Below are 20281 nucleotides of genomic sequence, written 5' to 3'. Positions count from 1 at the left end.
ACCCGCGTGAACAAACCCTTCTCAGGGCCGATATAGCTCAGTTGGTAGAGCAGCGCATTCGTAATGCGAAGGTCGTAGGTTCGACTCCTATTATCGGCACCATCTCAAGTTCCTCAAACGTCCGTATTCATCCATAAATACACTGATTTATAACGACTTTATTGCTTTTTTGTCCATCACCGTCCGTAACCATCCAGTAGAATCCGACACTGAATGTGTATAGGATTGTGTATATGTTCCTGTTCGGTCTTGGATTCCTATACACATGCCTTTAAACGATATGCAGATTCGCCGCGCTAAGCCTGAAACTAAAGCCTATACACTCGGAGATGGGCAAGGGTTGTCATTGCTAATTGAACCTAATGGAAGCAAGAGCTGGCGGTTCCGTTATCGTTTTGCCGGTAAACCAAAAATGATCTCGCTGGGTGTGTATCCGACGATCACACTTGCAGATGCCAGTTCTCGTCGTGATGATGCCCGAAAACTTGTGGCAGAAGGAAAGAACTGTGATCCTACCCGCGTAATATGGGCACAACCCTAAGCGAGGTTCTGGTTTTCAAATTGTTCCGGACTGAGACCGCCACAGGCACTGTGACGACGCCACCGATTGTAATCACACTCACTATAATTAAACACTGCTGTCCGCATTATTTCCCGGCTGACAAAGTCCTCTCCGTGGATACATTCCACCCTCAGCGTATGGAAGAAGCTTTCCGCACAGGCATTGTCGTAACAACAACCTCTGGCGCTCATACTTCCCCGCAGATTATGGCGTTTCAGTAAGCTCTGGTAATCCGTTGAACAGTACTGACCGCCTCTGTCTGTCTGCACGATGACATTTTCCGGACATTTACGCCGCCACAGCGCCATCTGTAACGCATCGCAGGCAAGCTGTGCTGTCATCCGCGAAGACATCGACCAGCCAATGACTGACCGCGACCACAGATCGATAACCACGGCCAGATACCAGTGCGAAGATACGTGATGTCACCCACCCACTTCTGATTCGGGCCGCTGGCGTAAAAGTCCTGCTTCAGCAGATTCTCTGAGACTGGCAGACCATGTTTGCGGTAACTGACCGGACGGAACCGGCGCGAGGCTTTCGCCCGCAGCCCCTGCCGACGCAGGCTGGCCGCCACGGTTTTCACGTTGAACTGGTAATCCTGAGCACGAAGCTCATCCGTCAGGCGTGACGCACCATAGCGTTGTTTTGCGTCACTGAATGCTTCCCGGACGACGTTATCACAGACAAGGCGGAACCGCTGACGCCGGTTTATCTGATGACGACGCTGATGCCAGACGTACCAGCCGCTACGGGCAATCTGAAGTACACGGCACATGGCTTTGATATTGAACTCAGCCTGATGGTTTTCGATGAAGACATACTTCATTTCAGGCGCTTCGCGAAGTATGTCGCGGCCTTCTGGATAATGGCCAGTTCCTCATCCCGTTCTGCCAGTTGACGTTTCAGACGGGTGATCTCAGCGGACATCTCCTGCTCGCGTTCAGAAGAAGAGAGCTGATTTTGCTGTTTGCTTCGCCAGTTGTGGAGCTGTGATTCATACAGGTTAAGTTCGCGGGCGGCAGCGGCCACCTCAATGCGTTCAGCCAGTTTCAGGGCTTCCTGACGAAATTCAGGCGTGTGCTGCTTGCGTGGCTTTTTGGTGGTTGATGCTGGTTTTGTCATGTGAGTCACCTCTTACTTGAGAGTTTACTCACTTAGTCGCGTGTCCACTATTGCTGGGTAAGATCAATGGCCTCGCTGACCGGTCATGACATGAACGCCGTGCATATCCAGGATCTTCTGGCGGTGGATACGTTTATTCCCCGCGCGGTGCAGGGTGGCATTGCCGGGGAATGTTCAATGGAGAACGCCGTTGGCATTGCGGCGATGGTGAAATCCGATCGCTTACAGATGCAGGCTATCGCCAGCGAGCTAAGCGCCCGGTTAAATACCCCAGTTGAAGTCGGTGGTGTGGAAGCCAACATGGCTGTGGCTGGCGCGTTAACGACGCCCGGATGCGCCGCGCCGCTGGCGATCCTCGATTTAGGCGCAGGATCCACCGATGCCGCCATTATCAATAACGATGGCGTAGTACAGCGTTGTCGCCGGGCAGGGTAATATCCGTGGTACTGAAGGCCCGCGCAATGCGGTGGCGACCGGGCTGGTTTTAGCCGGAGAAGCCAAAAAATAGTGCAGAAAACAGCCGCGCAAGCGTTTAGCTGCGGGGTAAGTCAAAGAAAGGCGATGTTCTCTTTGATATCCCGGCGGAGTTGGGTACATAGTATCAAGGTGTCTCTCACGTGGTTAATTTTAAGGATAAGAGCATGCCAACAGCAATTGAAAAAGCCTTGGATTTTATTGGTGGTATGAACACTTCGGCGTCAGTACCCCATTCAATGGATGAAAGCACCGCTAAGGGAATTCTAAAGTATTTGCATGACTTAGGTGTGCCAGCGAGTCCGGAAGTTGTGATGGCAAGGGGTGAGCAGGAGGGATGGAATCCTGAGTTCACGAAAAAAGTGGCCGGATGGGCAGAAAAAGTCGCCTCCGGTAACCGCATCCTTATCAAAAACCCAGAGTATTTTTCGACCTATATGCAGGAGCAGCTCAAAGAACTCGTGTGAGCTGACTATCGAATAAAACGCTAACGGACGTTTCCATCTAAGGATGGCGGCGTCCAAATGGGGGTGCCAGTGACAGTTTTGGACTGCCGATTCATTTCTTTTCGTCAAATTAATGTCTATATATTTATTGAATAAATATATAGTTCATAACTTACTACGTTGCCATTACCGCGTCATTCTTAGATGATCTACATTTCATAAAACACTTGATTCCATTTTGTCTCTATTAAGAAAAATAAAATGTGAACGCTGTCAATTCTGCAAACGTAAAAGATAAATATTGTATACGCGGATGTTTGTTGGCAAACAGGCAGATGGCAATCAGGATCTTTTACGGAACATTGTGTATGAAAAATAATATTGAAGAGACAATAGGTAAGTACTTGCCTATTTTAATGATATTACATCTGGCGGGTTTGGCAGAGTTAGCTTCTTTATATTCAATCCAGGCTTTATTACCAAAGTTAAGTGAGGTTTATAATATCCCATTGAATCAGGTAGGGATGATTTTGTCTGCTGAGGTGGGGTTTCTGGCATTAGCCATGTTATTTAGCGGCACGTTATCTGACCGTTTTGGGCGAAAGCCAATCATTTTTTATTCGTTGCTGGCAGGAGGTATTTTAACTCTATTGTGCGCAACTGCATCATCATGGCCGATGCTGGTGGTATACCGCGCTTTGCTCGGCATTGCAGTAAGTGGTATTACGGCGGCCGTTACAGTCTATATCAGTGAAGAAGTCTCTCCTGCTTTGGCAGGGATTGTTACTGGATATTTTATTTTTGGCAATTCGCTAGGAAGTATGTCTGGTCGTGTGTTTGCAACTTTGATGATGGAGCATGTATCTATAGATACGATTTTCTTTATCTTCGGTGGTGTTCTGATTGCTATGGCACTCGCGGTGAAGTTGTTTCTCCCGACATCCCGACAGTTTGTTCCTACACCTTCACTACAGCTTGGTGCAGTGTTGAAAGGCGGGTTGGAACATTTTAAGAATATCCGCGTATCATTATGTTTTGTCATTGGATTTATTCTTTTCGGCTCTTTTACGTCCATCTTTAATTTTCTGGCGTTTTACCTGCATCGACCGCCTTATGAGCTGAGCTACACCTGGATAGGTTTGATTCCAGTTAGCTTCTCATTAACCTTTTTTCTTGCGCCATATGCTGCCCGTGTCGCGTTGAATATTGGGTCGATGAATGCGCTCAGTATGCTGATCATCTGTATGATGGTCGGTGCATTTCTTACGCTAATCGCCCCTTCTCTGTGGGTTTTCATTTCAGGTATCGTTTTACTGTCAGTCGCATTTTTCTCTGCTCATTCCACCGTATTAGCCTGGGTCAGTTCACGGAGTCCAAACGCAAAAGGACAGGCGACATCGTTTTATCTGCTTTGCTACTACTCTGGCGGTGCAGTAATGGGGTATTTAAACGGGTATCTTTTCTCCTGGCAGGGATGGAATGCTATTGCGGCATCATGTCTGATGATGCTGGGGATAGGATTATTTATCTGCCGGTTTATTTTCGCAAAATATGAGAAACAACCGCAAATCAAAACACAGTCAGTTCAGGAGAGTTTCTGATTATAGACACGAAGTGTGTTTTTATACTTTCCATAATGGAATCATCATTTTTTCATTAATGTGTCACTATAGCTAAAAGCTTAAATTGTGAATATTTGGCTACCCGGATATTCGTTGCTCCAGGAATATATATGTCTGCTAAAACGCTGTATGAAAAATTAGTTGAGTCACATACCATTCGTGAACTTGATAACGAAGGACATGTTTTACTTTATATTGATCGTTCAATACTGAATGAATATACCAGCCCGCAGGCATTTAGCGGGTTAAGAGAACGCGGCCGCACCGTTCGGCACCCCGACACGTTTTTATTGAATATTGACCATGTTAATCCCACGCGGTCGCAACGGGATGTCTTAATGACCGATCCGGGAGGACAGCTACAGGTTGATTACTTTCGGGAAAATGCCGCTGACTTTGGCATCACATTATTTGATGTGCTGGATCCGCGTCAGGGGATTGAACACGTGGTTGCTCATGAACAAGGGCTAGTGATGCCTGGCATGGTGATCGCCGCCGGGGATAGTCACACGACAACCTACGGTGCATTTGGCGCGCTGGGCTTTGGTATCGGGACGTCGGAAATTGAACATCTGCTGGCCACGCAGACGTTGGTTTACCGCAAGCTCAAAACCATGCGCGTAAGTGTTCAGGGAGAGCTACCTTTCGCCTGTTCCGCAAAAGATATTGTTCTTGAATTGCTTGAACGTATTGGCGCTGATGGCGCGACGGGATATGCCATTGAATTTGTGGGTGAGGCCATCAGCGCGTTGAGCGTTGAAGGACGAATGACGCTCTGCAACATGGCGGTAGAAGCGGGGGCGCGTGGTGCCATTATTGCGCCGGATAAAAAGGTTTTTGACTATATCTACGGTAAACCGCAAATGCCTGTAGGTGAACTCTGGCAGCAGGCATTGCTGGAATGGTCACAGTTGAGCAGCGATGCTGATGCGGTATTTGATAAGACGGTGGCGATCAACTGCCATGATCTTGAGCCTAAAGTCACCTGGGGAATCAGTCCGGATCAAACAGGTTCCATCACCGGACGTGTTCCTTTCCCGGAACAGGAAACCAATCCGCTTAAGCGCCTGGCGCTTGAGAAGGCCCTTCATTACATGGGATTAACGGCTGGCATGTTGCTGAAAGATATTCGTATCTCTCACGCTTTTATTGGTTCATGCACAAATGGTCGCATTGAGGATTTGCGTGCCGTTGCGAAGGTGCTTGAAGGGCGCAAAATCGCCAGCCATGTTCGCGGGATCATTGTGCCTGGTTCAACAATGGTAAGACGCCAGGCGGAAGAAGAAGGACTGGCGAAAATCTTTATTGCTGCCGGTTTTGAATGGCGGCAGTCGGGTTGCTCAATGTGCCTTGCGATGAATGAAGATGTGTTGTCGCCCGGCGATCGCTGTGCATCAGGTACGAACCGTAATTTCCCTGGACGACAGGGCGCTGGAGCAAGAACGCATTTGATGAGCCCGGCGATGGTTGCGGCGGCGGCGGTAGCGGGGCATCTGGTCGATGTTCGGTCATTACTTCAGGCAGGGGAATAAGATGGATACGTTTAAGCAAATCAGCGGGCGAATTGCGCCGATGCTGGAACCGAATATCGACACTGATGTGATTATGCCAAAACAGTTCCTGAAAGGGATCGATCGCCAGGGGCTGGATAAAGGGGTGTTTTTCGATCGTCGCTTTATGGCTGGCGGCCAACCAAATCCTGATTTTATTCTGAACATGCCGGGCTGGCAGAGCGCGACATTCCTGCTGGTTGGCCCCAATTTTGGCTGTGGATCGAGTCGTGAACACGCCGTATGGGGATTAAAACAACTGGGAGTACGGGGGCTGATAGGTAGCACATTTGCAGGCATTTTCGATGATAACTGCCAACGCAACGGGATCCTCACGGTCTCATTAGATGAACCTGCTTTGGCGCGCCTGGCGCAGCTTGCCGCGAGTGCTGATACCAATTCTATCACTGTTTCACTCGATCGCTGCGAAATTACGACGGCAGAGGAAACGATCTCCTTTGTGATCAGTGAACTCAAACGGGCGATGCTGGCCGCAGGCGAAGATGCGATAGCCTGGACATTGCAATACTTGCCGGAGATTGAAAATTTTGAGGTTGCGCATTATTCACGGCGGCCGTGGTTAAAACGCCCTGCATCCCCGCGCGGCTAAGGAAGAAGGCTGCAATGAAACTGGTTCAATATCTTGTGAACGGTGGCAAACGCTACGGCATTATGCAGGAAACCGGAATAATTGATCTCTCGCAGCGGCTTGGCGACAAATATCCCACTTTGAAATCTCTACTGTGCGCTAATGCGCTGACGGATGCGGCGTTATGGTGTGATGAGCCGGCGGATTATTACTACCAGGAAGTCACTTTTCTGCCGGTGATTGACGATCCGCAGAAGATCATCTGTGTCGGAATGAATTACGCCGATAAGCGTATTGAGTTTAATGAAACCAACCCGGCCCCAACCCTTTTTGTCCGCTTTGCGGATTCTCAGACCGGGCATAATGGCCTGCTGCTGAAGCCTGAAAATACCAATGAGTTCGACTACGAAGGTGAATTAGCCGTAGTGATTGGGCGGCGATGCTCCCGGGTCAGCGCTGAGGATGCTTTAGATTATGTCGCCGGATACAGCTGCTATATGGATGGTTCAGTGAGGGACTGGCAGCATAGCTGGTTTACGGCTGGAAAAAACTGGCCTTCGACAGGATCATTCGGTCCGTGTCTGGTGACCACAGACGACATTCCCGATCCCCAGATGCTACGTTTACTGACACGACTAAACGGGCGGGAGGTGCAGAACGAATCTACGGCAAATATGATCCATCCTATCGCTTCACTCATTGCTTATATAAGCACCTTTACTCTGCTTTCCCCTGGCGACACGATCCTCACAGGGTCGCCTGGTGGAGTGGGCAAAAAACGCGTTCCACCGCTGTTTTTACACGATGGTGATGTTATTGAAGTTGAGATTGAACATATTGGAACCCTGCGCAATGTCGTCCGGGATAGCCGTTATTTAACATCATCTGTTAGCTGGCATGACGGGAGAAAGTGATGAGTACACTGATTGAATGCGGCGCCTCTCCGTTTATTCCGGGGTTTGCGCTCAAGGATGTTCGTCTGGAAAATGGTCTGACGGTAAGAGTGGCTATCGGAGGCAGCGGTTCACCTTTGGTACTGCTACATGGGCATCCGCAGAATCATACAACATGGCGGAAAGTTGCACCGACATTGGCGCAAAATCATACAGTCATTTTGCCGGATTTGCGTGGCTATGGCGACAGCGATAAACCAACGAGCGATCCGGCGCACCGTACCTATTCAAAGCGCACCATGGCGCAGGATATCGTCATGTTAATGGATGCGCTCGGCTTTTCCCGTTTTGCCTTCGTAGGGCATGATCGTGGCGGACGCGTAGGACACAGGCTCGCGCTGGATTATCCGGATCGTGTGACCTGTTGTACTTTTATCGACATTGCTCCAACCGCGACGATGTACGCCTTGACCGATAAATCCTTTGCTACGCGTTACTTTTGGTGGTTTTTCCTGATTCAACCTTTCCCGTTACCCGAAACGATGATTGCGCACGATCCGGCATTTTTTCTGCGTAAGCATATTTCGGGTCAGCTAAAAATAGAGGGCGCGACCTCGCAGGAAGCATTCAATGAATACCTGCGCTGTTACCAGAACCCTGAAATGATCCACGCGATCTGTGAGGACTACCGGGCTGCTGCGACGATTGATTTGGACGATGATGCCGCAGATACGTCGGCGCGTATCCGGTGTCCGTTACAGTTGCTGTGGGGAGGGCTGGGAACGGTAGGGCAACTATATGATGTGGTTGGTACCTGGAAAGAAAAGGCGCTAAACGTTCAGGGGGAAGCATTGCCTTGCGGACACTCCCCGCAGGAAGAGTGTCCTGAGTACTTTATCCAGAAACTTCAGTCCTTTTTACATTCAGTGTTATAACTCGGTCATCCTTTGCAACTTCGCACTGATGCTATGAAAACGATACCTGTAGGAAAAAAACATCGCCAGCCCCTTGAGGGCTGGCCTTCTGTTGAAGATCTTTTCGTTTTTGTCACCGTTGCTCGCAACGGTGGATTTGCCCGGGCAGCGCTGGAGCTGGGGTTATCTCCCTCCTATATCAGCAAACGTATCGCTATCCTTGAAAAATGTCTCAACGCCCGGCTTTTTTTTCGAAATAACAGAGTGATGCGTCTCACACCGGAAGGCGAAAATGCGCTGGGTGGGGCTATGCAGGTCGTCAGTGAAATGGATGGTTTTGTCAGTCGTTTGGATAATCAACGTGGTGTGTTGGCTGGTAATATCACCATCAACTGCTCATTTGGTTTTGGGCATAAATATGTCGCAGAGGCGCTGTCGTCATTTATGATCGCCTATCCTGATATTACGGTAAAACTCACGCTAACGGATCGTGAAGTAGATCTGGTGGAAGAGGGGATCGATATTGAAATTCGCGTTGGGGATGATATCAACGAATTGTATATCGCACGGCAGTTAGCCACTAATCGACGGATCCTGTGTGCTTCCCCTGAATACCTCGAACGCCACGGCAAGCCAGAGTCTGTTAGTGCGCTTGTGCAGCACGATTGCCTAATGATTCAGGAAAAAAACTCGGCATTTGGCAATTGGATATTAACGGACGGTAAGCAGCAGACACATTGCCGACTAAACGGTTTTCATTCTTCCAACAGCGGCAGTGTGGTGCTTATTTGGGCCCTGAAAGGCCATGGCATTACATTGCGGTCGGAATGGGATGTTGCGCAGTATATTGAACGAGGTGAGCTGGTTCGCGTGTTGCCTCAGTGGTATCAGGAAGCGAATATCTGGGCTGTATATACCCGGCGTTCATCAAGTTCTGATCGTATCAAAATCTGCATCGATTTCCTCACGGAGCATCTTGCACAATGCTTGCCAGGCGGTAAAGCACCGGGCGTACTGTGATCAGTCGGCGCCAACTGTCGTGGCGCCAGATGCTCTGGCTTACGTTTACTGTTAGGTGTTCTTTTTGCCAGCACCCAGTAGCTTTTAGGGCGTTGCGTTGGTGGCGCGGTTTTGTTTCCGCTATCGTGGCGAAGTTATCTTTTATCCCACCACGCGGCCCAACCTCCACATAGATACCTCCATTATTACCGGATTTCTCACCTGGTTTTAACGTCATATTTTATCTCCTGATTTTTGGGTGACGATTATCGGAGGTTGAGAATTCTATTGGTATCGGCTGGATGGCATTGTAAGTATCACACACTCACTCCATAACAATCAGATTGATTGAGCGACTACTTTAGCTCAATAGATATGTGTTCATCTTAAGCGTATTATCGCAGGTTGGCAATTAAAATCCTTTTAAAAAACAATACCATACATCAATTCAATATGCTGATTTTTCGAGGTTCTCTCAAATTTAGTTATGCTTATGTAATGCTACCTAACTGACTAAAAGTAATGCTCTTTTCACACAAAAGCCTTAACAGAGGAAACGCAATATTACGTGACTTAATGCCTCTGCTCATTCTCATTAGTTATACCAATGTAATGTTTTCTCACAGCAAAAGAGAAGTAGCTACCTGTGCAGCATTATAGGCGGAAAATCCATTGGGGGTATTACCAAAGATGAAATAGAAAATTAATATTATTAATTAAATGAATATGAAATAGGTATTGTTCCTGTTATCGTTACAACCTTTTCTGTCATAACAATCTTCTCATTTTCTTTCTCACATACTTGCTGAGCATGGTATAAATGTCTATGAGGACGTCAGCTCGGAAAGCATTCGTTCTGCATGGTATGCCTTTCGCTATTCTCAGGGGCGTGAAATGAAAGTTTTCTTTGATGGAGTCTATATAAGTATATGAAATTGATAATAATTCTCCTTCTCGCGCTATTCCCGTTATGTTCATCTGCCAGCAATCATTATGCCCTTGTTTTTGAAAATAACACGATACTGCTTGTTTTAAATCTTAAATGTTCCCCCTGTGATTTAAACTGCGCAAATATTCAATATCAGCTTTTCAATAAAGAGACGGAGTCTGTTATTTCAGGGGCTGCTAAGCCTGTGACAACGGGCATCGAAAATAATTTTCGTGGTTATATGATGCATAATAATAATACGTTCTACACATTAGTTGAATCAGATAATGAAAACGTATGGGATATGTCTGTTGAGGAGAAGGGAACTCAACAGAACAAAGATGCCGTGCAAAAAGTAAAATATCAGCTTAATGCTATTTTTGACAATGGTACATGCTGAATTCTGGCCTGTCTCAGGGATACGATCGTATCCCTGAATATTTCCCATCAAAACTCAGCAATAAAATCACTCTTACTAATATATTTTTCCAGTATGGCGGTATATTGTCGCCAGTTCCCGGAATCATTGATTACTGCATAATTTATCGATGCTCCCGGCGTTGGCGAGCGTGTTAGCGGCACATCAAGTGCTGTTTTCGGCGCAACCATGATATCGCCGATACTTTTCTTGTTATCCATCGTTAACGTTAAACTCATATACCACGAGGTGGGGTTAACTATCCGTATAGTATTCTCTTTAGCAATAAAGCGTAATTTTTTCTCCTCCGCTTCCGTGGGCGCTTTTAGCCCAGTCGGGCGAATTAAAATTTTTAGCCTCAAACGAAGCGGTAACACCAGTTTTCGCGGGTGGTTTTTAATGTCCTGGGTGACTGGCGGTATCTGATAAATGTTTAGCCAGAAGAGACTCTCCCGGTCCGTTGCCAGCTGCTGGCGGGAGCTCAGGAGCAGGCGAAGCGTTCTCAGTTCTCCTGGCTGCATTTTAAATACCGGCGGCAGCGCCACCAGCGGCGTTTTGCTGTTATCCGGAGAGGCGTCAATGTTTCCGGCGTCGGTCCATACCTGTAACAGCATCGGCGTTGTATTATCGTTGGATAATGTCAACGATTGAGCGACCTCATCTGAAGCAAAAATAATTCGGGTTCTGTCAATATTAACGGCGGCTTGTGCCGGGCCATACCATCCCGTCAACCCGAGTAGCGTTAATATGACTTTACTGAAAACTAACCACTGCCTGTAATTGCGCATTCACGCTTCCTGCCGTTACTGTTTGTCCGCCGATCGCCTCAAGCGAGGCAGTAAAATCACCGCTATAGGTTTCTACTGAACCGGATGATACCCGTGTGGTTAAATCTTTATAGCCATACCAGCCTCGGGCGTTGCCAGTGCCTGTCTTGATCCGATCGGGTAACAGGTTAATCGGCGTACCGGCATCGTTATAGATGCGGATACCCACTCCGGAAGCTACGCCAGGTTCGCCATAATGGGTGTCCAGTAGCCACGACAGACCGCCTGCGGATGTGGTTAGCCCCAGGCGACGCGCCGCCGCCACGGCGGTGGGTTGATTAACGACAAACCCCATTGCGACATTAGCGGCGCTGGTGGACGGGAGGGCACTGGACACGGCACCGGACTCACATTCCAGGCTGACGTGGAAAGGCGCCTGACTATTGCCTCCGGCGGCTAATATGCCGACGGCGACAGGGGGAATTTTCACGATCGCAGGATAATCTGTGATTTTACATAACGCGCCGCGAACATAGGTGACGCTATTATATGTACTCCATGCCCCGGGCCAATAGCTGGGCCAGCCATAATAATCGCTGGCATGATCCAGTCCCGCTTTGATCCGCTCGGTAATCAAGCCTGGGCCTTTAAACGCGATATAACCCCGAGGCTGCGTCCAGGTATCTCGGTCCATTGGATTCTGGTAGGCAAAATATTTTCTTGAGTCAATTTTAAACATCTCATATAACACGTTGCTAAACGCGCTGGCAGGAATATAAATATATTTGTCATCCTGAAACCAACTGTCTGCGGTAAGTTGGCGTTCTTTCCAGAAGCGGCTGTAATATTCGCCGGTACTGAGGTTTGTCATACGGACAGCAACATTACGCTCCACATCATAATAGGCGCCTTCTACTTCGGGAGTAAAAAATGCTCCCGCAAAAGCGCTATCGCCATTTGTCGAATACATCTCATAGAGCTTCCCGGCATCGGCGGTATCGCAGCGGTAAAGTACCTGTTTACTGGAATAGGGCGTTCCGGTGGCGGCCGTCAGGAAGTTACCGATCCCACTGGCCAATAGTGTGCCGGAGGGTTGAAAAGTTTCACTATTACTGACGCTAATCACCGTTGGCAAACCGATATTACCGGTATTCGTGTCAGTTGCGCCGATCCAGTTTTGCGCCGTGTAGCCCGCTTTTATCGCCGCGTCAGAGAGCGCGCTCTTATCGGTGACTTTGATACATGACGACCATGTTCCGGCGCTGACGAACAGGCTGGTGATAAACAATAGCGTTCGGAAACTAAAAAGCATTGTGCTATTCCTTCTCGCAGATTTTGTTCAGATAGAGAAACGGTTCTTTGGTGTGAAGATCGAGTTGGTAGGCAACCCGGCAACGCTGGTTTGCCCCTGTTCCCCAGCGCACCAGTAGAGAACCCGACGGATGGGCGATACGGGCATAAATCTGCCCACTCTGGCCGACCATGCCGATGTTTGTGCCTTCACCGTTGAAAACATCAGCGCCCATTGGCGGTATGCCGCCATCCGGCATCTTCACGGAGATCAGCACCGCTTTGCCGCTGATAGTGGCGAAATTGACACGCGCGATGGCGCCGGCATAGGGCACAATCTGCTGACTTCCTCCCGTCAGTTCGGCATCGCTGCGCATCTTACGGGTATCGAGCGTAACGTTATTGACGCGGTAAGGAGATAACGAAGGCAGAATGGCGTAACCAAAGCGATCAACCACAGCGCCCTGGCCATTTTGTACGATCGCGCCCTGCGCGCCATCGGCATGAATAAGCGCAAAGGTATCGCTGGTATAGGGTCCAGCCGTCAGACCGCCAGGGTGGAGTACCAGGGTGCCGGACGCGCCCAGTCCTTCCTGACGATAGTTATCACCCTGGTCATAGTTGGCGCGAAGTGCGCCAAACCGGGTGTTTTGTTGTAGATTACCGCCAAACGTCGTTGGCGCGCTGCTATCGCTATTACTATTGCGATAACGCTCGTAGCCGCCATAAACCGACCATGACAGGTCGCTGTTTTCACCGCTACTGCCGGTCATGGATACGGTTGAGGAACGGCTTTGACTGGACTGGTTATAATTCATGGCGACAGACGTTCTGTTTTCGCCCCAATCCAGCGGTATAGAGACATTAAACGACATTGTGGTTTCGGTATATTTTTGTCGGCTACTCACGTCCAGTGGTTCGTTAACGCCGTGATAAAAGCGATCGTAATCCCAGGTGGTGCGCTGTCGTGCGATATTCACCCCGTAGCTTATATTCCGCCACTGGTTGCTATACCCCATTTGTAGCTGTGTTATACGCGATTGGTTATTGTAGTAGTCTGCGGTGCTGGCGCTGAGGTTAAGCGTGCCAAGCCGTCCTAACGGCTGGCTTACCGTCGCGGACAGGCGATTGCGCTGATGCAGCGTGTCGGAGTAGTAATCAATCCCCGTTTTTGCTTCCCGGCGTACGCCGAGCACGTCCTGAAGATCGCGAAAGCCGTTGGTTGAATAACGATAAGCCGCCAGCACCAGGTTAGTGCCGGTGGTAAACGTTTTGCTGTAACTGAGTTCCGCGCGCCAGCCTTGTTGGCGATCGTTATGCTCTGCGCGCGCATTCGACCAGGTGGCGTTAAGGCCGAACGCGCCCATACCAGTGGCCCAGACGCCGCCCGCCAGCCATGCCTGGTAACGCTGCGCAATTCGTGAACCGAGGTTGAGGGTAATGGTGTTATTAACGCCGTGCTGGAACGTTCCCTCAAAGAACCGATTTTCAATATCGTAGTACTGACGAACCCTGCCGAAGGCCAGCGAATAGTGCCAGTTACCGGGACGTACCGAATCCGGCACGGAAGAATAAGGCACGGTGAAACGTGAGGTTTTACCGCTGGCCTCGATAACCTCTACCTCCAGATCGCCTTGATAACGGGTGTTGTACAGATCGTCAATATAAAATGGGCCCGGCGGAACGTTGGTTTCATAAATCACTTTCCCCAGTTGTTTTACTACCACGTGCGCGCTACTGGCCGCTACGCCCCGAACTTCCGGCGCATAACCGCGTTTGCCCTGCGGGCGCATCCGCTCGTCGGTGACAAGCTTAACTCCGTTAAAGGACAGACTGCCGAATAAGCTGGAGTCCGTATAGCTATCGCCCAGCGACAGGATACTGTTAATAGACGCGACAGGTCTTTGCACCCAGGTTCGAACGCTATTATAGCGCCAGGCGCTTCCGCTCTGGTTGCTATTGGCATAACGCAGATTACTTTGATGACGGACCTGCCAAAGTCCGAGGTTAACGCCCATGTTTAAACCGCTCCATAAGTATTGGTAGCGATAATGGCTGTCGGTATTTTCGGTGCGGGTCCAGTTTGTGTTATGGCGTAAAAACAGCGCCAGCGCGCCGCTATCCCACTCTGAAGGGGAGATATAACCACGCGGTTTGTGCGTAAGTTCGGTCATTGGAATCGTCAGCAACAGGCGAAGCGTGGCGCTATCAAATTGCCAACCGGCATGAGGTACCCACTCCCTGAGCGGGCGACACTCGGTCGCAGCGTCGGTCGCGGGGAGTGATTTTATCTGTGCCGCTTTCATCACCGATAAGGGCAGGCAGGGTTCAGTCTGTTGACCCTCTTTTACAGCATTAAATCGAATATTAGTGCTCGCTGTTACCAGCGTGCCATTAACGTAAACGTCGGCAAGATAGTCTCCGGAAGGCGTTTGCCGTTCATTAAAACGGGCAATATTTTGTCCGTAAGTGGCCCCCTGAAGTAGCGCAGGATCAAAATAATACTCTTCACCCTGCGCGGAGCCTGAGCAAACTATGGCGATCAATAGCGCAAGGCTTTTGCGGTTCAAATTAATGGTGGGGGACATCGTAGCTCTCGCTTATCCTTGCGCCCAGGTCGTTAACCAAAGTAACGGTGACTGTACCGGAGAAGGATTTGAGTGACCGCTTGCCCGGCAGCCACCAGGTTTGACTGGAGAAAGGGGCAATCATGTCAGCATCCAGGTTATACGAAGCGCCGTTCACTTTTACATTCAGGTTACTTAAAGAGGCAAACCAGGGCTGCGGATTAACAATAACAATACCGCTTTTTCCGGAACCCTTATTTACCGTTTTAATCTGTAATTTTTTCGCCAGACTATCAGGTTTACCTAGCCCGTCAGGACGATAGAAAAGTTTTATTCTTGAGCGCAGCATCACCAACATTTTATTTTGCCCACTGTCGCTGCCAATATTCGTTGGTGGTACCTGTAATACGTTAAACCAGAATACTGACTCACGATCCTGCGGCAATTTTTTCGTGTTGTTATAAATTACGCGTACCACCTGGCCTGCTTTGGGTTGAATACGAAATACCGGCGGCGTGGCAATGAACGGCATCGCGCTGCTATTTTCCGGGCTGGTATTCATATCGCCATCATCAAACCAGGTTTGTACGATATAAGGTATTGCATCATTATTTTTTAACTGCACATCTACGGAGGAGGCTGTTGATGGGTAAATTATTCGGCTACCCAAAATAGTAACGCTCGCCCACGATGCTGTGGCGGGTAGGGCCAGGAATAGAAAAACTATTAAGTAATATAATGCGGAATGTCGGGTATCCATTTTCATCTCAACAACTCCCTGGCGATTGAAAATGGTCTGGCGTTTCAACGCCAGACCGTAGCGACAATTATTTATACGAAACGGCGTATTGAAGGGTGGCAGCGACTGTCCCAGCCTCTGCTTTCCCGGTAGAGTAATACCGCGCGGTATAAGTCGCGCTCGCTTCAGAAGCATTTGGTTCCAGCTGTAGGTCGCCGTCGCCAGTAAAGCCGCCGGTCAGATTGATTGGCTCCCCTGAAGTGTCGAGTAATTGGACTTCAACATTTTTCGCGCTGCCAGTATTACCCAGGTTACCGTTACTGGTGACCTGATTACCGACAAAGACAGTGGAAATTTTTGTTGTTTTGTCCTTAGAGCCGGTACACCCGGACAGCCCAATATCAAACGTTATTGGCCCCGCAGTTTTCCCTTGTTCTGATAAATCTTTAGTACTTACTGTTGGCAATAACACGACGGGTTTAGCCTGATTACCATTAATCACGACAGAGCATGTTTCATCAGAGACTTCCCCTTGAAAGGTGATGGTGTTATCAGAAACAGCCATCGCGCTGCTGGAGACAAGAAGCGAGCCTGTGATCATTGCTAAATATTTTTTCATAGACATATGATAATGTTCCTGTATTAATCTTTACTTTTTCAGGACGAGTGCAATTCGCCCGAATGTTTCGTGCTTATGGAGGAGTGGTAAAAATAACGATCATTAACTCTATTTTTGGATGTGAGCTATACCCTCCTGACTATTGATAATGCGATATAAAACAAACAGACTTATTTCTCTTATCATGAAATAGAGCGATAAGCGCTTTCGTCCATACATCTCATTAGTACAACTGATAGTGTTATCATTTGATTGAGTGTAATCCGATAACAATTCTCTCCGCGTCTGAATAGATAGACTATGTTGCAATACAAACCTGCACATTTTTGCTATGTAAAATCCGCATCAGTTAAACCTCCCGATGGATAATACGATGGTGAGATTAAGGTAAATTTTCTGAAATGTGCTTCTGAAACAGTATAATTAGTCTTACTTTTTTCTTACTTTTGGCCTTTCAGAAGTTTCCTGAGTTTGCGTTAAGGTAAAGAAAAGTGTTCAGATTTACCTATAACTGTTTGATTTGTAATGTGCAGGTAATACTTGTGTCAATTATTGTTTACTATAAGTGAGACTTATAAGTTAAACTCAGGTTAATTAGGGGGCTGAATTCTTTTTTGAGCATGATAATATGTCGTCTGAATGATGGATGCAGTTACCTTTAGGATTGTCATGAATGAAAGCATATTTTTACTTGATAAGCGTGTTGTATTTGATAGTACGAAGATGACCTTATCGCATGGTAATGAGATAATCAGAATATCAGAAGCTGAGACCCATCTGCTTCTTGCTTTTTGGCATGGTCTTTACAAAAAAGAAGATATTATTCATTTTGTTTGGGAAAATCGTGGAGGCTGCGTCTCAGAATCAAGTTACTATAAACTCATTAATCAAATGAGAAATGATTTTAGTAGCATCGGTCTACAGTCATCTGACATCGTAACTCGCCCTCGGGTGGGGGTGTCGCTGTCTGTTGCCATTGAACCTATAAAAAAAATTACCTCCCTAAAGGTGAGTGATGAAAACGTTAAAGGCACCCCGACTCGGGAGAATATATTTTACAAAATTAAACGTCACAGCGTATTTGTGGTATTAACAGGAGCCATTCTTCTGGCATTGCTCTATGGTGTATTTACTATATATAAAGCGCCTGTTCGTAACAGCCCTGATAGTTTTTTTACATATCTTGGCGAATATAACGATTATGCAATCTATAAAACAAAAGAGGATAAGGTCACATTAAGTGAAGTAGTTTTTGCTTTTAACTCTCTAAAAATTAAAATTTACCGGCAAAATGGACGCCATCTTTATTATATCAGGGAGCCTAATATGAATATTTTTCTGCAATGCTTAAATCCTGTTGAAATGGCGGTGCCAAAATGTATTACAGTAAAAGAACGTTACTGATTATATTTGTAATATTTATCGCCATTGTCGCAATCGGATCGGTAATAGCGCTTGAGTGGGTAAATCGTGACTCTTATAGAACCAATAATCTTATATGCACGACAAAATCAGAAGCGTATATTGAACCACGAAAATTGTACATGGATGGTGGACTTGTGCTGGATCTTAAATCCGGCAGGATTACCCTACACTACGATGTTACTACCGATACGAAAGAGAAACGGCTTTTTTTTCGTGATATCTGCATCAGCAAACTGCGCAGAACGGGTATGAAAACATTTACTTTTAAAGTCAATTCAGTTAAGACTTTTGAGTCTGATACTGCTGGCGATTTGTTTTCCTGGTTGAGACTGTTACAGCCTGGTACGATTAATGAGTTAAAGATGGTCAAAATTGGGAAAAATACCTACATGTTTTCGCTTAATCGGCATTTGTATAATGTGTGTACCACCAGTAGTAACGTTGAGTTGTAGCTAATAATCCCTGTATTGATGGGAATTCGTTCCGTGATGGTTATGCCTCATCAGGCAGCGAACCTGGTATCAGGCTAACATATTGAATTTAGATATCTGCTATCGCTTATTTTAACGATAGTATCCTGCACCTGTTGGGTATTGATATTTTCTTGTCTATTTTCGGCACAGGGAGTGCCATCTTGCTATCATTAAGAACGTATAACCTATCTCTCAATATTGCTTTTCTATATTAATGTTACTTTAGTTAACTTATAAAAGCGTACAGTGGCAAAAGGAAGGCCGGTAAGAGGGCAATGATTTGAAAGTAAGAAAGCTATTTCTGATGTTGTTTATTGCCGTTCCACTGATCGTAATGATATTGGTGGGGTTACTCGCGGGTATCTTCCAGCTAAAACGAGATATCGCCGTCAGCGCCAATACGCTGCTGCGGTTTAGCGCGGATATATCTGCCGCCTCCTGGCAAGTCGCCGGAAAAGCCGCCAGACTGGCTGAGAGTTCCTGCACTGATACGCTGAAAGAACTGTCCAGAACGCGGGCCTTCACTCCTTATGTCCGTGACATTGGGTTTCTGGAAAATGGTGATATCACTTGCTCCTTTGTCACAGGAACCGAACGCTATCATTTTTCCCGGCTGGCAGGGCTTTCTTTACCTGCTTCTTATCCGGAACGGTGGTTGCGATCTATCGGTAGTATGGCCGAAGGACCCGATCGCCTTGTTGTGGTTTATGTGAAAAAAGTAGCAGCGAATAAAGCGGCTTTCGTCATTGTGGATTCGCAGTATGTCCAGGAGCTCATAGAAATATTGGCAGCAGAGAGAGCATCAGCCTTTAGCCTGACATTCGGCGCAGGGGAGGCAATTACCAGCGCTGCGACGTTGCGCGGTAAGGCGTTTTTAACGCAGCGCTTCACCTCAACCGATCACACTATCCAGCTGATGGTGCGAACCCCTTTCTCAACGTTATCGGCATACTGGTTACAAAACCTTTTTATTTTTGTTCCGCTGTCATTGTGTCTTTCTGTAGGGATGATGTTGTTCTACAGGCGCTGGTATTTAAAACGTTTATCTCTGGCCCGGGAGATTGCCAGGGGGATAACGCACAATGAGTTTACGGTACATTATCAACCTGTTTTTAACGTTAAACACGGTAGTTGCGGCGGCGTGGAGGCGCTAATGCGCTGGCCGCAACCGGATGGCCGTTTTATAACCCCGGATATTTTTATTACCGCCGCAGAAAATGAAGGCATGATTATTCCTCTCTCTCGTCATCTGTTCGAACTGATTGCTCATGACGCGATAAACTGGACTGTACCGGATGATTTCTATATCAGCGTAAATATATCGCCTGCGCATCTTATGGATGACGGTTTTATACAAGATATAGAGGCGCTCAGGACTCGTTTGGGAACGATAACGCTTATGTTGGAGCTCACCGAGCGTAGCCTGATTGTAGAACCTTCACAGGTCGCAGAAAAACTTTCAACGCTCCGTGAAAAAGGCGTGTTAATAGCGATTGATGATTTTGGGACCGGCTATTGCTCACTCTCCTATCTCCAGCAATTACCTGTAGACTCTCTTAAAATAGACAGAACGTTTATCGATACCATTGATACCAGCAGCAATGATGTTCCTGTCCTGGATACTATCATTACGCTGAGTCAGCGACTGGGGCTCAATGTGGTTGCCGAAGGGGTCAGTACCCAGCACCAATTGCGTTACATCTTAAGCCACGGGGTAGGATTCGTTCAGGGATTTCTTTATGCCAGGCCGATGGGGGCTAATGACTTTATGAGCTGGCTTGGCAAGTCGGCCCAGAGGCAAAATGGTCTGCTCAAGGGGGAAAACGAATCTGCGAGTGGTCTGGTGGCTGAATAATACAGGAGCTCGCTACGGAAAAAAAT

At 47.7% G+C, this 20281-nt stretch carries 16 protein-coding genes, 1 tRNA gene and 4 pseudogenes; 14 read left to right on the top strand and 7 right to left on the bottom strand.

The window, feature by feature from the left end; all coding sequences use genetic code 11:
* Positions 1–26 precede the first annotated feature (26 nt).
* Positions 27–102, top strand: a tRNA-Thr gene (locus tag QEN32_RS16910).
* Positions 103–265: 163 nt separating this feature from the next.
* Positions 266–505 (top strand): annotated as a pseudogene (locus QEN32_RS16905) (Arm DNA-binding domain-containing protein); the annotation flags it as partial.
* A 32-nt stretch (positions 506–537) separates the two neighbouring features.
* On the opposite strand, the pseudogene QEN32_RS16900 reads toward QEN32_RS16905, so the two are convergent.
* A pseudogene (locus tag QEN32_RS16900) lies at positions 538–1687 on the bottom strand (IS3 family transposase).
* Positions 1688–1753: 66 nt separating this feature from the next.
* Here QEN32_RS16900 and QEN32_RS16895 point away from each other — a divergent pair.
* From QEN32_RS16895 to QEN32_RS16860, 8 genes and pseudogenes are all read left to right on the top strand, one after another.
* Positions 1754–2092: pseudogene (locus QEN32_RS16895) on the top strand (diol dehydratase reactivase ATPase-like domain-containing protein); the annotation flags it as partial.
* Between the two features lie 212 nt (positions 2093–2304).
* A complete protein-coding gene (locus QEN32_RS16890; RefSeq protein WP_001573898.1) occupies positions 2305–2628 on the top strand; it encodes a DUF1889 family protein in 324 nt (107 codons plus the stop codon).
* A gap of 341 nt (positions 2629–2969) precedes the next feature.
* Complete coding sequence (locus QEN32_RS16885) at positions 2970–4208, top strand: MFS transporter (protein WP_265321987.1); 1239 nt, start codon at positions 2970–2972, stop codon at positions 4206–4208.
* A gap of 131 nt (positions 4209–4339) precedes the next feature.
* Positions 4340–5761: a 3-isopropylmalate dehydratase large subunit gene (gene leuC / locus QEN32_RS16880; RefSeq protein ID WP_001274861.1), complete on the top strand. Its 1422-nt coding sequence runs from the start codon at positions 4340–4342 to the stop codon at positions 5759–5761.
* Position 5762: 1 nt separating this feature from the next.
* Positions 5763–6389: a 3-isopropylmalate dehydratase small subunit gene (gene leuD, locus QEN32_RS16875; RefSeq protein ID WP_000379343.1), complete on the top strand. Its 627-nt coding sequence runs from the start codon at positions 5763–5765 to the stop codon at positions 6387–6389.
* Between the two features lie 14 nt (positions 6390–6403).
* Positions 6404–7282 carry a fumarylacetoacetate hydrolase family protein gene (locus QEN32_RS16870; RefSeq protein ID WP_000780210.1) on the top strand — a complete coding sequence of 293 codons (879 nt, stop codon included), beginning with the start codon at positions 6404–6406 and terminating at the stop codon, positions 7280–7282.
* On the top strand, positions 7282–8196 hold the full coding sequence (locus QEN32_RS16865; RefSeq protein WP_000105592.1) for an alpha/beta hydrolase: 915 nt from the start codon (positions 7282–7284) through the stop codon (positions 8194–8196). Before QEN32_RS16870 ends, QEN32_RS16865 begins: the two co-directional genes overlap by 1 nt.
* 33 nt (positions 8197–8229) lie before the next feature.
* On the top strand, positions 8230–9195 hold the full coding sequence (locus QEN32_RS16860) for a LysR family transcriptional regulator (RefSeq protein WP_265321868.1): 966 nt from the start codon (positions 8230–8232) through the stop codon (positions 9193–9195).
* Here QEN32_RS16860 and QEN32_RS16855 read toward each other — a convergent pair.
* The gene (locus QEN32_RS16855; RefSeq protein ID WP_001675688.1) at positions 9140–9412 is read right to left on the bottom strand and encodes a hypothetical protein; all 273 of its coding nucleotides are present in this window, start codon (positions 9410–9412) and stop codon (positions 9140–9142) included. The genes QEN32_RS16860 and QEN32_RS16855 overlap by 56 nt on opposite strands.
* Before the next feature lie 691 nt (positions 9413–10103).
* Between QEN32_RS16855 and QEN32_RS16850 the strand changes: the two genes are divergently transcribed.
* A complete protein-coding gene (locus QEN32_RS16850) occupies positions 10104–10502 on the top strand; it encodes a hypothetical protein (protein ID WP_000766838.1) in 399 nt (132 codons plus the stop codon).
* Positions 10503–10549: 47 nt separating this feature from the next.
* On the opposite strand, the gene stbE is transcribed toward QEN32_RS16850, so the two are convergent.
* The 5 genes from stbE to QEN32_RS16825 form a co-directional block, all read right to left on the bottom strand.
* The gene (gene stbE / locus QEN32_RS16845; RefSeq protein WP_131045355.1) at positions 10550–11308 is read right to left on the bottom strand and encodes a fimbrial biogenesis chaperone StbE; all 759 of its coding nucleotides are present in this window, start codon (positions 11306–11308) and stop codon (positions 10550–10552) included.
* Entirely contained in the window at positions 11274–12599 is a 1326-nt protein-coding gene (stbD, locus tag QEN32_RS16840; protein ID WP_000899100.1) for a fimbrial usher protein StbD, read from the bottom strand. Before stbD ends, stbE begins: the two co-directional genes overlap by 35 nt.
* Positions 12600–12603: 4 nt before the next feature.
* Positions 12604–15165: a fimbrial outer membrane usher protein gene (locus QEN32_RS16835; protein WP_265321869.1), complete on the bottom strand. Its 2562-nt coding sequence runs from the start codon at positions 15163–15165 to the stop codon at positions 12604–12606.
* On the bottom strand, positions 15149–15910 hold the full coding sequence (stbB, locus tag QEN32_RS16830; RefSeq protein WP_000781486.1) for a fimbrial biogenesis chaperone StbB: 762 nt from the start codon (positions 15908–15910) through the stop codon (positions 15149–15151). The genes QEN32_RS16835 and stbB overlap by 17 nt, the downstream gene beginning before the upstream one ends.
* A gap of 61 nt (positions 15911–15971) precedes the next feature.
* A complete protein-coding gene (locus QEN32_RS16825; RefSeq protein ID WP_000062033.1) occupies positions 15972–16508 on the bottom strand; it encodes a fimbrial protein in 537 nt (178 codons plus the stop codon).
* 663 nt (positions 16509–17171) lie between these two features.
* Between QEN32_RS16825 and QEN32_RS16820 the strand changes: the two genes are divergently transcribed.
* From QEN32_RS16820 to QEN32_RS16810, 3 genes and pseudogenes are all read left to right on the top strand, one after another.
* Positions 17172–17906, top strand: a complete 735-nt coding sequence (locus QEN32_RS16820) for a membrane protein (RefSeq protein WP_001005866.1) — start codon at positions 17172–17174, stop codon at positions 17904–17906.
* Positions 17879–18179 (top strand): annotated as a pseudogene (locus QEN32_RS16815) (hypothetical protein). Before QEN32_RS16820 ends, QEN32_RS16815 begins: the two are co-directional and overlap by 28 nt.
* A gap of 501 nt (positions 18180–18680) precedes the next feature.
* Positions 18681–20255, top strand: coding sequence for an EAL domain-containing protein (locus QEN32_RS16810; protein WP_265321870.1), 1575 nt, complete (start codon positions 18681–18683; stop codon positions 20253–20255).
* The last annotated feature ends 26 nt before the right edge of the window (positions 20256–20281 follow it).

The sequence above is a fragment of the Salmonella sp. SA14318 genome, from assembly GCF_029866905.1.
Taxonomy (GTDB): domain Bacteria; phylum Pseudomonadota; class Gammaproteobacteria; order Enterobacterales; family Enterobacteriaceae; genus Salmonella; species Salmonella enterica.
This window is presented reverse-complemented; position numbering and strand designations above follow the sequence as displayed.